Source organism: Pseudomonas sp. 32_A (assembly GCF_017490905.1).
In the GTDB taxonomy this organism is placed as follows: Bacteria; Pseudomonadota; Gammaproteobacteria; order Pseudomonadales; family Pseudomonadaceae; genus Aquipseudomonas; species Aquipseudomonas inefficax.
Genome location: NZ_JAFGYI010000026.1, coordinates 1 through 14,731 on the forward strand (window position 1 = coordinate 1; position 14,731 = coordinate 14,731).

General features: G+C 63.5%; 16 protein-coding genes and 1 tRNA gene. 11 read left to right on the forward strand and 6 right to left on the reverse strand.

Features of this window, described 5'->3' with window-relative positions:
* Nucleotides 1–310: 310 nt before the first annotated feature.
* Nucleotides 311–529 (reverse strand): DUF1127 domain-containing protein, encoded by a 219-nt coding sequence (locus tag J5M58_RS16575; protein ID WP_003260420.1) that lies wholly within the window; start codon nucleotides 527–529, stop codon nucleotides 311–313.
* Nucleotides 530–625: 96 nt separating this feature from the next.
* Between J5M58_RS16575 and J5M58_RS16580 the strand changes: the two genes are divergently transcribed.
* On the forward strand, nucleotides 626–1,477 hold the full coding sequence (locus tag J5M58_RS16580; protein ID WP_061552405.1) for a LysR substrate-binding domain-containing protein: 852 nt from the start codon (nucleotides 626–628) through the stop codon (nucleotides 1,475–1,477).
* Nucleotides 1,478–1,588: 111 nt separating this feature from the next.
* Here J5M58_RS16580 and J5M58_RS16585 read toward each other — a convergent pair whose 3' ends face one another.
* The gene (locus J5M58_RS16585) at nucleotides 1,589–2,338 is read right to left on the reverse strand and encodes a sulfite exporter TauE/SafE family protein (protein ID WP_207878760.1); all 750 of its coding nucleotides are present in this window, start codon (nucleotides 2,336–2,338) and stop codon (nucleotides 1,589–1,591) included.
* A gap of 113 nt (nucleotides 2,339–2,451) precedes the next feature.
* Here J5M58_RS16585 and J5M58_RS16590 point away from each other — a divergent pair, with 113 nt between their 5' ends.
* The 3 genes from J5M58_RS16590 to J5M58_RS16600 all read left to right on the forward strand — a co-directional run bounded on the left by J5M58_RS16590 (nucleotide 2,452) and on the right by J5M58_RS16600 (nucleotide 4,489).
* Complete coding sequence (locus tag J5M58_RS16590; protein WP_112251847.1) at nucleotides 2,452–3,405, forward strand: LysR family transcriptional regulator; 954 nt, start codon at nucleotides 2,452–2,454, stop codon at nucleotides 3,403–3,405.
* Between the two features lie 58 nt (nucleotides 3,406–3,463).
* A complete protein-coding gene (locus J5M58_RS16595) occupies nucleotides 3,464–3,919 on the forward strand; it encodes a MarR family winged helix-turn-helix transcriptional regulator (RefSeq protein ID WP_112251846.1) in 456 nt (151 codons plus the stop codon).
* 141 nt (nucleotides 3,920–4,060) lie between these two features.
* A complete protein-coding gene (locus J5M58_RS16600; protein WP_013971531.1) occupies nucleotides 4,061–4,489 on the forward strand; it encodes an organic hydroperoxide resistance protein in 429 nt (142 codons plus the stop codon).
* 203 nt (nucleotides 4,490–4,692) lie between these two features.
* On the opposite strand, the gene efp is transcribed toward J5M58_RS16600, so the two are convergent.
* Both efp and earP read right to left on the reverse strand, forming a co-directional pair.
* Entirely contained in the window at nucleotides 4,693–5,262 is a 570-nt protein-coding gene (efp, locus tag J5M58_RS16605; RefSeq protein WP_013971530.1) for an elongation factor P, read from the reverse strand.
* A gap of 48 nt (nucleotides 5,263–5,310) precedes the next feature.
* Nucleotides 5,311–6,438 carry an elongation factor P maturation arginine rhamnosyltransferase EarP gene (gene earP, locus J5M58_RS16610; RefSeq protein ID WP_207878762.1) on the reverse strand — a complete coding sequence of 376 codons (1,128 nt, stop codon included), beginning with the start codon at nucleotides 6,436–6,438 and terminating at the stop codon, nucleotides 5,311–5,313.
* 130 nt (nucleotides 6,439–6,568) lie between these two features.
* Between earP and J5M58_RS16615 the strand changes: the two genes are divergently transcribed.
* A complete protein-coding gene (locus tag J5M58_RS16615; RefSeq protein ID WP_112251844.1) occupies nucleotides 6,569–6,967 on the forward strand; it encodes a hypothetical protein in 399 nt (132 codons plus the stop codon).
* 2 nt (nucleotides 6,968–6,969) lie between these two features.
* The gene (locus tag J5M58_RS16620; protein WP_112251843.1) at nucleotides 6,970–7,440 is read left to right on the forward strand and encodes a GreA/GreB family elongation factor; all 471 of its coding nucleotides are present in this window, start codon (nucleotides 6,970–6,972) and stop codon (nucleotides 7,438–7,440) included.
* 122 nt (nucleotides 7,441–7,562) lie between these two features.
* Here J5M58_RS16620 and J5M58_RS16625 read toward each other — a convergent pair whose 3' ends face one another.
* Complete coding sequence (locus J5M58_RS16625) at nucleotides 7,563–8,501, reverse strand: LysR family transcriptional regulator (protein ID WP_133970708.1); 939 nt, start codon at nucleotides 8,499–8,501, stop codon at nucleotides 7,563–7,565.
* A 117-nt stretch (nucleotides 8,502–8,618) separates the two neighbouring features.
* Between J5M58_RS16625 and J5M58_RS16630 the strand changes: the two genes are divergently transcribed.
* The 4 genes from J5M58_RS16630 (at nucleotide 8,619) to J5M58_RS16645 (ending at nucleotide 13,539) form a co-directional block, all read left to right on the forward strand.
* Complete coding sequence (locus J5M58_RS16630; RefSeq protein ID WP_112251842.1) at nucleotides 8,619–9,368, forward strand: 3-oxoacyl-ACP reductase family protein; 750 nt, start codon at nucleotides 8,619–8,621, stop codon at nucleotides 9,366–9,368.
* 153 nt (nucleotides 9,369–9,521) lie between these two features.
* Complete coding sequence (locus tag J5M58_RS16635) at nucleotides 9,522–10,694, forward strand: MFS transporter (protein WP_112251841.1); 1,173 nt, start codon at nucleotides 9,522–9,524, stop codon at nucleotides 10,692–10,694.
* Nucleotides 10,695–10,824: 130 nt separating this feature from the next.
* A complete protein-coding gene (locus tag J5M58_RS16640; RefSeq protein ID WP_112251840.1) occupies nucleotides 10,825–11,205 on the forward strand; it encodes a hypothetical protein in 381 nt (126 codons plus the stop codon).
* Nucleotides 11,206–11,406: 201 nt separating this feature from the next.
* On the forward strand, nucleotides 11,407–13,539 hold the full coding sequence (locus J5M58_RS16645) for a TonB-dependent siderophore receptor (RefSeq protein WP_207878764.1): 2,133 nt from the start codon (nucleotides 11,407–11,409) through the stop codon (nucleotides 13,537–13,539).
* Between the two features lie 169 nt (nucleotides 13,540–13,708).
* On the opposite strand, the gene J5M58_RS16650 is transcribed toward J5M58_RS16645, so the two are convergent.
* Nucleotides 13,709–13,798, reverse strand: a tRNA-Ser gene (locus J5M58_RS16650).
* A gap of 198 nt (nucleotides 13,799–13,996) precedes the next feature.
* Here J5M58_RS16650 and J5M58_RS16655 point away from each other — a divergent pair.
* Nucleotides 13,997–14,686, forward strand: a complete 690-nt coding sequence (locus J5M58_RS16655; protein ID WP_207878765.1) for a crotonase/enoyl-CoA hydratase family protein — start codon at nucleotides 13,997–13,999, stop codon at nucleotides 14,684–14,686.
* The last annotated feature ends 45 nt before the right edge of the window (nucleotides 14,687–14,731 follow it).

The following is a 14,731-nucleotide window of genomic DNA, read 5'->3' on the forward strand; positions in this document are numbered from 1 at the left end:
TTCCGCCCTTACGGCGGGTCCCTTTTTGTCGTGGCAAAAAGGAACCAAAAACCGTCGGCTCCCATCATCCGGCCCCTTCGCTTCGCTACGGGGTCCCCTCACTACGGACTTGCTCCCGGGAGTACGCGCTGCAGGCCCCATCCATGGGGCCTCAGCGCTTGACGGGCATCCATGCCCGTCACCTCCCTCCGCAAGCCCTTCGCTCGGCCTCCTGAAGTCGCAATCTGCGTCGGCTGGACTACCGCGCGCTTAGAAGCAAAATCAAGAGCGAGAGCGAGAGCAAGAGCAAGAGCGGCTGCCACGCTTGGCATCACTTGCTCAGCGGGTCATCCCAGAAATGCCGCTCGGCCTCTTGCTGGATATCCGCCCGACTCAACCCCAGGTCGTGCAAGGTTGCGTCACTGAGGCTGGCCAGTTCCTGACGTTGGCGGTACAGCTGCAGCCAGCGCGCCGGGCGCTGCAGGGCGGCATGCCACAGGTGGTTCAGGGAAAAGGCAGGTTGCTGGATGCTGCTGACATGACCTTTCATCGTGAAGCCCTCCGTGTTGATGGCTCCAGTCTCGCGCCAGGCATAAGATCAATCCAACGAATGTTTCTGATGCCATGCATCTCGGAGATTGATGCAATGTCCCAGTACCAGAGCCTCGATGCGGACGTACTGCGCACCTTCGTGGCCATCGCCGAGCAGGGTGGCTTCACCCGCGCCGGCGAGGTGGTCAACCGCACCCAGTCGGCGGTGAGCATGCAGATGAAACGCCTGGAGGAGGACATCCTGCAGCGCCAGCTGTTCGAGCGCGACGGCCGCCAGGTGCGCCTGACCGCCGAGGGCCAGGTGTTGCTGGGCTATGCCCGGCGCATCCTCAAGTTGCATGGCGAAGTGTTCAACACCCTGCGCATGCCGCACATGGTCGGGGTAGTACGCATCGGTACGCCGGATGACTATGCCATGCGCTTCCTGCCGACCATTCTGTCGAGCTTTGCCCAGGCTTACCCGCTGGTGCAGGTGGAGGTGCATTGCGACTCCTCCAAACAGCTGATGCTGCGCCAGGACCTGGACCTGACCATCGTCACCCGTGAGCCGGGCAACGAGATTGGCCAGCTGCTGCGCCAGGAACGCCTGGTCTGGGCCGCCGCGGAAGGCTTCTGTCCGCAGGAGCAACGCCCCATGCCGGTAGCCTTGTTCAATACCGACTGCTTCTGCCGGGCCTGGACCTGCAATGCCCTCGAGGCCCAGGGCATCGACTACCGCATCGCCTATACCAGCCCGAGCCTGGCCGCGATCTTTGCCATTGTCACCGCAGGGTTGGCGGTGACCGCACAGTTGCAGAGCCTGATTGGCGGGAATATCCGCATTCTGGGGGAGAGCGAAGGGTTGCCGCAGTTGCCCGTGGCCAATGTGATGCTTGTGCGCAGTACCCAGAACCCTTCGCCGATCACCGATTGCATGGCCGATTACATCGTCGAAGGGTTCAAGTGATTTGGGGCTGCTGCGCAGCCCATCGCGACACAAGGCCGCTCCTACAAGGGTACGCGATCCCCTGTAGGAGCGGCCTTGTGTCGCGATGGGCCGCAAAGCGGCCCCAAAATCTCAAAGCTCAAACCCGAGCATCACCGCACACACCACCAAAAACACGCAGAACATTGTCCGCAACACTTTCTCCGGCAACGCATGGGCCAACTTCACCCCCCAGCTGATACTCAGCAAGCCGCCCACCGCCAATGGCACCCCCACACCCCAGTCGACACTGTGGTGCACCCCGTAGGTCATCAGGGTTACCAAGGTACTCGGCGCCGCCAGCGCCAGTGACAGCCCCTGCGCCACCACCTGGGTGGTACCGAACACACTGGTCAGGATCGGCGTGGCCACCACGGCCCCACCCACCCCGAACAAGCCACCCATGGTCCCGGCAAAACTGCCCAGCACACCCAGCCACGGCCAGGCATAGCGCAACTCGGCGCTGGGCGGTGTCACCTTCATGAACATCCGCGCCACGTTCCACACTGCCAAGGCCACCAGAAAGCCGACAAAGCCCAGACGCATGGAATGCGCATCCAGCCCCACCGCCCAGATCGACCCCAGCCAGGCGAACACGAAGCTGCACAGCGACAACGGCAGCGCATGGCGCAACTCGATGCGGTTACGCTGGTGATAACGCCACAGCGCCAGCAGCACATTGGGAACCACCATCACCAACGCCGTGCCCTGCGCCAGTTGCTGGTCCAGGCCGAACAGAACGCCCAGGGCGGGAATCGCGATCAGCCCACCGCCAATGCCGAACAGGCCGCCCATGCTTCCCAGGGCCGCACCCAGCACGATATACAACAACCACTCGATCATCACGGCCTCACCCGCCTATGCATACAATGCGAGCATGCTAACGATTGCGGGCTGGCGGGGAAACGCACAGCAGCGCACAATGGCTATGCGTTTTTCGCAAAAGCAAGGCAGCCATGAGCCCCGATACCCTGACCGACCAGCTAAGCCTGTTCCTCGATGTGCTGGAAACCGGCAGCTTTTCTGCCGCCGCCCGCCGCCACCCGCTGACGCCGTCCGCCGTGGCCCGGCGCATCGACAACCTGGAAAGCGCCGTGGGCAGCCGCCTGTTCACCCGCAGCACCCACGCCGTGCGCGCCACACCTGCAGGCAATGCCTTTGCCGAACGGGCCAGGCGCATCATCGAGGAACTGCGCCTGGCTCGCGCCGAAGCGGTGTCGCTGAGCAATGCCCCCGAAGGCCTGATCCGTATCGACGCCCCCGCCGCATTCGGCCGCCGCCACCTGGCCCCGGCCATCGCTGATTTCCTGGTCGCCTACCCGGGCCTGGATGTGCAACTGCGCCTGATTGACAGCTTTGTCGACCTGCATGGCAGCCACCTGGGCGAGGTCGACCTGGTGCTGCGCGCCGGCCCCCTGGCCGATACCCGGCTGGTCGCCACGCCATTGGCCTACATGGTGCGCATCGCCTGTGCCAGCCCTGCCTACCTGGCCAGCCGCGGCATGCCCACCTGCCCCAGCGAGCTGCCCGGGCACGACGGCCTGGACTGGGACGGCCTGGCGCCGCCATTCGCCTGGCGTTTCAACGTGGCCGGGCAAACCCGCCTGTACCGCCCCTCGCGCATGCGCATGGCCGCCAACAATGCCGAAACCCTACTGTTCGGCGCCCTCGCCGGCTTGGGCATCGCCCACCTGCCCACTTGGCTGATCAGCGAATACTTGCTGCGCGGCGAGCTGATGCCGTTGTTTTGCGACGGTGGCTTGCCCAAAGCGGAAAGCAGCGGTATCTACGCGCTTCGCCTGGAACATGAAACGAACTCTCGCAGCCGTTTGCTGCTCGAATTTCTCAAGAGCCGCTTCAGCCCGATTCCACCCTGGGACCTGGCCTTGCGCAGTGAACTGCGCGAATAAAGCGCGCACTAACGATCAGCGTGCCAGACTTTCCCATTGATTACTTTCAAGGACCTGCATGAACGCCAACACCCAAGCCTCTTGTGACGAGCTGCTGCTGGACAACCAGGTCTGTTTCGCCCTGCACTCCACCTCGTTGCTGATGACCAAGGTCTACAAACCGCTGCTGCAGGCCCTGGGCCTGACCTACCCGCAGTATCTGGCCATGCTCGTGCTGTGGGAGCATGACGGCCTGACCGTCGGCGAGATAAGCCAGCACCTGCTCACCGACCCTGGCTCGCTGACGCCGCTGCTGAAGCGCCTGGAAAGCGAAGGCCTGCTGCAGCGCAACCGCAGCCGCGAGGACGAGCGAGTGGTACTGGTGCAGTTGACCGACAAGGGCCGCGCCTTGCAGCAGCAGGCCAAAGAAGTGCCGCAGTGCATTCTCAAGGCCAGCGGCCACAGCCTGGAACAGCTGCAGCAACTGCAGGCCGACCTGCTGGCGCTACGCGAGAACCTGCAGAAAAACCTCTGACAGCTATGCTGTGCAATGGCCGTTCGGATGAGCGGCGAAGATTTATCTTGCGCACAAACTAATTGCGCGCTAATTTAAATCCCACACCAACCCGCGCCCTCCTCCAGACGGGGAGCGCACAGCACATTAGCGAGGCTCAAGATGCAAAAGGTCACTCCGCTGTACATCGCAGAAGCTACCTCCACCGGTGGGCGCGACGGCAAATCCCGTTCCAGTGACGGCAAGCTGGTGGTCAGCCTGAGCACCCCCAAGGAACTGGGCGGCGCAGGCGGTGACGGCACCAACCCCGAGCAGATGTTCGCCGCCGGTTACTCGGCTTGCTTCATCGGTGCCCTGAAGTTCGTGGCCGGGCAGGAGAAAAAGGCCCTGCCGGCGGACGCCTCGATCACCGCGAAGGTGGGCATCGGCCAGATTCCGGGGGGGTTCGGCCTGGACATCGACTTGCACATCAACCTGCCGGGCCTGGCCCAGGCGGATGCAGAAGGGCTGGTGGAAAAGGCGCACAAGGTGTGCCCGTACTCCAACGCCACCCGCGGCAATGTGGATGTGCGCCTGCACGTGACCGTGTAAGGCTGTGGGAGCGGCCTTGCGTCGCGATGGGGCGCGAAGCGGCCCCAGAATCTCGGGTACCCTTGATATCGCCGGGGCCGCTTTGCGGCCCTTTCGCGACACAAGGCCGCTCCCACAAAAGCAAGAGCCAGCATCGAGAACCGCAAAAACGCAGGCATGAAAAAACCCGGCCAAGGCCGGGTTTTTGCGTTTCACAAGAAGGATTACTTCTTGGAACGGCCTTTGAAGCTGTTGTCGCGAGTGTCGATATCGATCCACTCGTCGATCTGGATGAAGTCGGCAACCGAGATCTCGGTACCGTTCTTCAGCTTGGCAGGCTTCATGACCTTGCCCGAGGTGTCGCCGCGTGCGGCGTTCTCGGTATAGACAACCTGACGGCTGATGGTGGTCGGCAGTTCAACCGATACCAGGCGGCCTTCAAAGAACACGGCTTCGCAGACGTCTTCCATGCCTTCTTCGATGTACGGCAGAACGGCTTCGATGTCCTCGGCGTTCAGTTCGTACATGGTGTAGTCGGTGGTGTCCATGAAGGTGTATTCGTCACCGTTGATGAACGACAGGGTCGCTTCTTTGCGATCCAGGATCACGTCGTCCAGCTTGTCGTCTGCACCGTAGACGGTTTCGGTCTTGTAGCCGGTCAGCAGGTTCTTCAGCTTGGTCTTCATGATCGCGCTGTTACGGCCCGACTTGGTGAACTCAGCTTTTTGAACCAGCCACGGGTCGTTGTCGATCCGCAGGACGGTACCGGGTTTCAGTTCTTTACCAGTTTTCATTACGAAGTATCCGAATCTGGATGGATTTATAAAAATCGAGGCCGCGTATCATAGCGAATTTCGGTAAAAGTGTACTAGCGCTGTGGCAAGGTCCGGCTGAGTGGCCTGTCGCGCCGCCCAACGCCTGGCATGCTGCTGCAGCTCCGGCCAGTGCTGGCGGGCCGCTTGCCACGCCTGGCGCATGTCGCGATCCATGTTCCAGGCTCGCCACAAGCCAAGCAGGGCGGCATCGGCATCGCCTGACAACCCGTGTCGATAATGCGCGAGAAACGCTTCGAGCTTTTCCCAATGGGCATTCTCGTCCTGCACGTAAATGTGCCACAGCATCGGCTGCCCGGCCCACTGTGCACGCACGAACGAGTCTTCGCCGCGCACGGCATTGAAATCACAGCTCCACAGCAACCGGTCGTAGTCATCCTGGCTGACAAAAGGTAGCACCTGCACGGTCAGCGCCCCTCGCTTGCACAGGCTGCCCACTTGCAGCTCCGTCTCGCCAAGCCACTGGCTGAGCCCCGCGACAACGCGCCCTTGCGGTACCAGCAGGTGACAAGGTTGCTCGCCTGAGGCCAGGGCATCAAGCCAGTTGCCCAGTTGCGGGTTTTCATAGGCGAACAGGGAAATCAGCAACGTCCCCGCTCCAGGGTTAACACCAAGCCCCTGCAAGAAGGCCTGCCGTGCGCCTTGCTGGAACGCATCACGCCGCGCCAGCAGCGAGCCCTCGCGCAGCAGGCCACCGGTTTTTTCGGTAAAGCCGGGAAAGAAGAATACCTTGCGCAAGCCATTGGGCTGCGGCGAAGGCAAGCCATGGCAACCCTCCACCCAGTCCTCGGCACTGAGGTATTCGAGGTTCAGCCACAGCGGCGGCGTGGCGCGAGCACGCATTGCCTCTACATAAGCTGCTGGCAACTGGCAGGCGAAGGCACCGATTACCACATCAGCCGGCGCCACCGGCAGCCAGGCCACCGGCCACTGGCGCACATCCACACCGTGCTGCCACTGCTGCGGGGCGTTGGCATCGGCCCCGGGGCACATGGGCGTGAACGCATTGAGGTCATCCACCCACAGCCGCACTGCCAGGCCGTGCTCGGCCACCAGCTGCCGGGCCAGGCGCCAGGTCACGCCTATATCGCCGTAGTTGTCGACGACGCTGCAGAAGATGTCCCAGGTGGCTTTCATGTGCCCTGCCCTCGCCCAGCGGAAAAACCGCGCATTCTGCGCATAAATTGTCGCTGACAAAAGCACCTGCGCGGAAAAATGCCCAGGCGCATGCGACAATGCACCCCGAACACCCTGCCAGGAGGCTGCCATGCCGCGCCACCGTGAACTGAAGATCACCCTCAAGCCGTTGCCGTTGATCGTGTGCGTTGCCTTTGGCCTGTGGCTGGGCGCCGTGGCGATCGCCGCCAGCCTGTGGCTGGCCCTGCAACTGTGGCCACAGCAGGTACAGCCGCTGGCCCAGGCGATGGCCCCCGCCGCATACCGGCCTGCCACGCCGCCAGCGCCAGCCCCTGCGGCGGATGCCCAGGCGCAAATGTTCGAACGCTACAAGGACATCCTGCACAAGCAGGAGCTGCAACAGGCCGCCGAGGCCGCCCAGGGCAACCCGCGCAACCTCAACAGCCCCAAGTGCCAGTTCTGGCTGCAGCAGAACCGCACCGCGCCCACCGACAAAAGCCAGGCCAACGTGCTGGAGTTCTGTTACTGACCATGGACAAGCCCAGCCTGCTGGCGCAGATCGTCGCCGCCCTCGAACATGACCTGAATGTGCTGACCCGCGCGGCGCAAACCGCGTACGAAGCCGCCACTGCCGAGGAGAACATCGCCGAGAACAAGTACGACACCCTGGGCCTGGAAGCCTCGTACCTGGCCACCGGCCAGGCCCGCCGCAGCGCCGAGATCCGCAAGGCGCTGGTGACCTACCAGCAACTGCTACTGCGCGATCATGACCCGGCACGCGGGGTGCAGGTGAGCAACCTGGTGACGCTGGAGGATGAACATGGCGGGCAGCGCCGACTGTTCCTCGGGCCCGAGGCGGCGGGGTTGAAGATTGGCGTGGGGGATGGGCTGGTGACGGTGATTACCCCGCGTTCGCCGCTGGGGCAGCAGTTGCTGGGCAAGAAAGTTGATGATGAGGTGAGCCTGGGGGCGCAGACTTTGATCATTGTCGATGTTGTCTGAGCAGGCCTCTTCGCTCCTGAAGCCGGTGTTGCCCCTGTAGGAGCAGCCTTGTGCTGCGAAGGTCCCTGAGCAACACAGAAAATCTCTTGCCTTACCGGCCCCTTCGCAGCACAAGGCTGCTCCTACACCGTTTGCAAGGCATCGAACCGCCGCGCCAACCCCTGCTGTTCAAACTGCTCCACGACAAAATCGATAAATGCCCGGGTCTTGCCCGGCAGCAGCTTGTGCTCGGCGAAATACAGGCTGATATGCCCATCATCCACGTACCAGTCCGGCAGCACCCGCCGCAGCCGCCCGCCGTCCAGGTACGGCACGGCAAACGGCAGGCTCACCAGGGCAATCCCCAGGCCCTGCTCGGCCACCGCGCAAGCCGCATCCGAATCGCTCATGGTCATCGCCTGGCGCAACTGCAACGGCTGCTGCACCTGCCAACGACTGGTCAGCGGCCATGAACGCACCCGCCCGGTCTGCGGCGAGCGGATCAGGATACCGTCATGCCGTTGCAATACCTGCGGGTCGTCAATCGGTGCGTGCCGGCCCAGGTACGCCGGCGCTGCCACCAGCACCCGGTGCGCCGGGGTCAGCTTGCGTGCCACCACCCCCGGAGGCAGATCGAAGCCTCCGCCAATCGCCGCATCGAAGCCCTGGCCGATCAGGTCGACCTGGCGGTTGTCGAAATGCCAGTCCGGGGTAATGGCCGGGTAGCGACGCAGAAACTCAGACAGCAACGGCAACACATACAAGCGCCCGAAGACCGTGCCCATGCTCACCCGCAACAACCCGGCCGGCTGGCCTTCGCTGCTGGCCAGGTTGGCCACGGCGTACTGGATGGTGCGGAAGCTGTCACTGACCTCGCCCAGAAACCGCTGCCCGGCCTCCGTCAAGGTCAGCTTGCGGGTACTACGCTGGAACAACCGCACCCCCAGGCGCGCTTCCAGTTGAGCAACATGCTTGCCCACGGCAGCCGGGGTAATGCTGAGGCGCCTGGCGGCCTCGGCAAAGCTGCCGACTTCGGCACTGCGAATGAAGCATTCCAACGCGTTGAACGATTCCACGGCCATCATTGGCAACCAAAGGTTCACTCTGCTGATAGTGATTGCCATCTTATCAGCAGGTAATCAAGCGCCGATACTGCGTCCATCCAAGGCATTCCAGCCTGGCTACAGCAGGAGATCAACATGTCCAAGCAACACACACTCGAAGGCAAGGTGGCCCTGGTACAAGGCGGTTCCCGCGGCATCGGCGCAGCCATCGTGCGACGCCTGGCCCGCGAAGGCGCGCAGGTGGCTTTCACCTATGTCAGTTCCGCCGGCCCGGCGCAGGCACTGGCGCAGGAAATTACCGAAAACGGCGGCAAAGCCCTGGCCCTGCGGGCCGACAGTGCCGACGCGGCGGCCGTGCAACTGGCCGTGGATGACACCGTGAAGGCCTTCGGCCGGCTGGATATCCTGGTCAACAACGCCGGCGTGCTGGCGGTAGCGCCGCTGACCGAGTTCGACCTGGCCGACTTCGACCACATGCTGGCGGTGAACGTGCGCAGCGTATTCGTCGCCAGCCAGGCCGCGGCACGCTACATGGGCCAAGGCGGGCGCATCATCAACATTGGCAGCACCAATGCCGAGCGCATGCCGTTTGCCGGTGGCGCCCCCTATGCCATGAGCAAATCGGCGCTGGTCGGCCTGACCCGCGGCATGGCCCGTGACCTTGGGCCGAACGGCATTACCGTGAACAACGTGCAGCCAGGGCCGGTGGACACCGACATGAACCCGGCCAGCGGCGAATTCGCGGACAGCCTGATCCCGCTGATGGCGATCGGGCGGTATGGCGAGGCGGATGAAATTGCCAGCTTCGTGGCTTACCTGGCGGGGCCTGAGGCGGGGTACATTACCGGGGCCAGCCTGACGGTCGATGGCGGGTTTGCCGCCTGATTGACGGGTTGCCCGTTCCGCCCTCTTCGCGGGTAAACCCGCTCCCACAGGAATACCACGGCTTTCGAGTACTGTGGTGACCCTGTGAGAGCGGGTTTACCCGCGAAGAGGCCGGCACAGGCTATCCACTTATCCACCTGCCACGAGAAGCACATGCACACCCCCACACTCAGCCGCGCCCTGATCCTGCTGATGGCCACTGCCACCGGCCTGGCCGTCGCCAGCAACTACTATGCGCAACCGCTGCTGCACAGCATCGCCCAGCAGTTCGGCCTGAGCACTGCCAGTGCCGGCAGCATCGTCATTGCCGCACAACTGAGCTACGGCGCCGGCCTGTTGCTGCTGGCGCCGCTGGGCGATCTGTTCGAGCAGCGCCGGCTGATCACCGTGATGACCGCCATTTCCACCCTGGGCCTGATCATCAGCGCCTGCGCACCGAGCCTGCCGTGGCTGATCCTTGGCACTGCGCTGACCGGGCTGTTCTCGGTGGTGGCGCAGATCCTCGTGCCCATGGCCGCGACCCTCAGCGAGCCACACCAGCGCGGGCGCGCGGTCGGCACGTTGATGAGCGGTTTGCTGCTGGGCATCCTGCTGGCACGCACCGCCGCCGGGTTCATGGCCGAACTCGGTGGCTGGCGCAGCATCTACGTACTGGCCGCAGTGCTGATGGCCATCACCGCCGTGGCGCTGTACCGCAGCCTGCCGCAACACCACAGCCATGCCGGGCTGAAATACCCGGCGCTGATCGGCTCGGTGTTCCGCCTGTTCCTCGAAGAACCGGTGCTGCGCCTGCGCTCGCTGCTCGGCCTGCTGGCATTCAGCCTGTTCGCCCTGTTCTGGACGCCACTGGCGTTCCTGCTGGCGAAAGGCCCGTACCACTATTCGGATGCAGTGATAGGCCTGTTCGGCCTGGCCGGTGCAGCGGGTGCGCTGTCGGCCAACTGGGCCGGGCGCCTGGCCGACCGTGGCAAGGGCTCGCTGGGCACCACCGTGGGGCTGGTGGTATTGCTGCTGTCGTGGGTGCCGCTGGGCTTTGCCGAGCAGTCGTTGCCGGCCTTGCTGCTGGGCGTGCTGATGCTCGACCTGGCAGTGCAACTGGTGCATGTGAGCAACCAGAATGCAGTGATTGCCCTGCGGCCCGAGGCGCGCACGCGGCTGAATGCCGGGTATATCACCTGCTACTTCATTGGCGGGGCCTTGGGGTCGCTGCTGGGCACGCAATTGTTCCAGCGCCAGGGCTGGATAGGGATCGTGGTGGCCGGGTTGGTGATTGGCGGGCTGGCGTTGCTGGCGTGGCTTGCTTCCGCCCGCAAAGCTGACGCATAACCCCTGTAGGAGCGCCAGCCTGAGAGTGACAATGCACCGCACGACCCTCTGTCGCATGGCCGTTGACTTGCCTGCCTCGGCAGCGCTCAGTAGTCGCTGGCCAATGCCCTTTCCCTGACAGGACGACGTTATGACAAGACTCACGGTGCAATCCGGCGATTTCTTGCAAGGTGAAGGCGAATATCGCAACGGATCGCTCACACTCAAGACCCCGCGCAGCCCCTCCCCCGGCGAGCGGATTTCCCTGGCGCGCATCAGCGACCTGCGGCTGGCCAGCCTGGAATCCAACCGCAGCCTGGGCAGTGCCCTGGGCTGGGGCGTGGCCGGTGCACTGGTGGCCGGGCCGGTGGGGTTGCTGGCCGGGTTGTGGCTGGGTGGCAAGGAAGAAGAAGCTACCTTCCTGGCTACTTTCAAGGACGGGCGCAAGCTCATGGCCATTACCGATGGCAAGACCTGGTCGAAGATCGATGACAACTGGCGGCAGCACAGGCGGCCGGCCAGTAAAGGCTGACTGGATATCGGACGGTCCGGATCGTTTTATGTTGAAGGCGGCTGTAAGATGCCGCCTTTTTCATGGCCTGTGCCGGCCTCTTCGCGGGTAAACCCGCTCCCACAGGAAAATCACTGCACCTGAGGATAGTGATTTTCCTGTGGGAGCGGGTTTACCCGCGAAGAGGCCGGCACAGGAGTGCGCATCCAGGAGCCCCACCGCATGCCCCCGCGTCACCCCCGCCTGCCCCTGAGCCTGCTCAGCCTGGGCCTGGCCCTGCATTGCCCCCATGTGCTTGCCGAAGACAGCGTGCTATTGGCCCCGCTGCAGGTGTCCGACACCTACGCCAACGACGGTTACCAGGCACGCCAGGCAGCCGTGGGCGGCTTCCAGCCCGCGCCCTTGCTCGACACCCCGGCCTCGATCAGCGTGTTCAGCCAGCAACTGCTGGAAGACCGCCAGGTGCGCCAGCTCAGCGAAGTGCTGCAAAGCGATGCCTCGGTGGGCGAAAGCTACGCCCCCATCGGCTACTACGAAAACTTCAATGTGCGCGGCTTCGAGCTGAATGCCGCCAGCAGCTACCGCATCAATGGCCAGACCATCGCCGGCGAGCAGAACGTGGCCCTGGAGAACAAGCAGCAGGTAGAGCTGCTCAAGGGCCTGTCCGGGCTGCAGAGCGGTGTGTCGGAGCCGGGCGGCCTGGTCAACTACGTGACCAAGCGCGCCGAAGACGTGCGCAGCGTCACGGTGTCGGCCAACGAACAAGGCGAACGCTACCTGGCCACCGACCTGGGCGGCTGGTTCGGCAGCGAGCGGCAGTTCGGCCTGCGGGCCAACCTGGCCCACGAAGACATCCGCTCCTACGTCGACCACGCCGACGGCAAGCGCGACTTCGCCTCGCTGGCCTTCGACTGGCAGATCAACCCGGATGCCACCTTGCAGCTGGATGCCGAATACCAGCACCGCGAACAGCGCTCGGTGCCGGGTTACCAGCTGCTCGGTGGCAGCGAAGTACCCCATGGCATCGACCCGGACGACCGCCTGGCCTACCAGCACTGGGCCAAGCCGGTGCAGAACGATTCGCTGAACCTGGGCGGGCGCTTCGAGTATCGTTTCAACGAAGCCTGGACAGGGGCCTTGAGTGCCTCGCGCAGCAAGGTGGTGATCGATGACTACAGCTCGTTTGCCTGGGGCTCGAGCGAAGGCGCGTTCTTCGCCAGCAACGGCGACTACGACATCTACGACTTCCGCAGCCCCGACGACACCCGCCGTACCGACGAGGCGCAGGCCATGCTCAACGGGCATTTCGATGCGCTGGGCGTGGGGCATGAGCTGACCGTGGGCACCAGTGCGCAGCGGCGCACGCTGGATCAGCGCCCCAGCTATATGGAATGGGTAGGTACAGGCAACATCTACACTGGTGCACCGGCCTTTGACTCATCCGACAAGCCCATCAGGTCTAGCGAACGTCGCCTGGACAGCCGCCAATACGGGTTGTTCGTGAGCGACCGCATCAGCTTCAACGACCAGTGGCAGACCGTAGTGGGTGCCCGTGAAGTACGCCTGGACGAGAAAACCTGGAATGAGGACGGCGTTGCCGGTCGCCATACCCGGCAGTACGAGTTGCTGCCCAACGCCGCGCTCATCTACAAGCCACAGCCGGATACCACGGTATATGCCAGTTATTCCAAAGGCCTGTCGGCCGGCGGTACCGCACCCTGGTTCGCCGAGAACAAATTCGAAATACTCGCACCGACTACCTCGCACCAGCTGGAACTGGGCCTCAAACACGACTGGCAAGGCCTGAGCTTCAGCGCCGCACTGTTCCAGATCCGCCAGGCATACCAGTACGCGCGCCCGGACGGCGCCGGCCACTTCACCTACGTGCAGCAAGGCCAGCAGAAGAACACTGGTCTGGAGCTGGGCGCGAGTGGCTGGGTGACCTCGAACCTGCAGCTGCAAGCCAGCGCCGCGGCCATTCGGGCGCGGGTGCAGAACAGCGGGACTGATGCCTATGAAGGCCACCAGGCGATCAACGTGCCCAGGTTCCGGGCAGCGCTGCAGGCGGAATACACCCTGCCGGTACCGGGGTTGGCACTGCTGGGCGGGGCGCGCTACAGCGCCAGCAAATATGCGAGCCAGGCAGGGAATGTGGAAGTTGGTGGGTACACGGTATTCGATGTGGGTAGCCGCTACCGCACGCGCATTGGGGGATATGACACGGTGCTGCGGCTGACTGTGGATAACGTGTTCGACAAGCGCTATTGGCGCGATGTGGGGGATTACCTGGGGGATAACTACCTGTTCCAGGGGGCGCCGCGAACGGCTCGGCTTTCGGCTTCGGTCAGCTTCTAGATTTTTTGGGGCTGCTTTGCAGCCCTTTCGCGACACAAGGCCGCTCCTACAGGGGACCGCGCACGCTTGTAGGAGCGGCCTTGTGTCGCGAAAGGGCCGCAAAGCGGCCCCAAAGGCCCCAAAAACAAAAAGCCCCCGGCTTCTCAGCTCGGGGGCTCTTCGTAGAATGTGGCGGTGAAGAAGGGATTTGAACCCTTGATACGATTTCTCGTATACACACTTTCCAGGCGTGCTCCTTCGACCACTCGGACACTTCACCGTTTCTCTTCAAGCCTTGCAGCCTGTCGAGGTGCGCTAATTTAGTGAAAGACCTTCCCTTTGGCAAGCATTTTTTTCAATTTTTTCATGCATTTGCATTTAGGGCCCGGCGAACGCTGACCGACCAGTCAGCCTTACTGCTTTACCTCGCCCCTGGCGCTGGGTAACGTCGTCGCCACGCCAACAAAAGGACTCTGCCATGAGCGAGCTGATTACCTACCACGCCGAAGACGGCATCGTCACCCTGACCCTGAACAACGGCAAGGTCAACGCCATCTCGCCAGACGTCATCGCCGCCTTCAACACCGCGCTCGACCGCGCCACCGAAGAACGCGCGGTGGTGATCATCACCGGGCAGCCCGGCATTCTGTCTGGCGGCTACGACCTCAAGGTGATGACCAGCGGCCCCAAAGAGGCGATCAGCCTGGTCACCGCCGGCTCCACCCTCGCCCGCCGCCTGCTGTCGCACCCGTTCCCGGTGGTGGTCGCCTGCCCAGGCAACGCCGTGGCCAAGGGCGCCTTCCTGCTGCTGTCGGGCGACTATCGCATTGGCGTCGAAGGGCCGTACAAGGTATGCCTGAACGAAGTGCAGATCGGCATGACCATGCACCATGCCGGCATCGAACTGGCCCGCGACCGCCTGCGCCGCTCGGCCTTCCACCGCTCGGTGATCAATGCCGAGGTGTTTGACCCGCAGGGCGCGGTAGACGCCGGCTTCCTCGACAAGGTGGTGGCGGCCGAGCAGTTGCAGGATGCGGCACTGGCAGCGGCGCGGGAGCTGAAGAAGCTGAACATGCTGGCGCACAAGAACACCAAGCTGAAAGTGCGCAAAGGGCTGCTGGAGGCACTGGACAAGGCGATCGAGCTGGATCAGCAGCATATGGGCTAGCCGGGCCGGCCTCTTCGCGGGTGAACCCGCTCCCACAGGGAACTC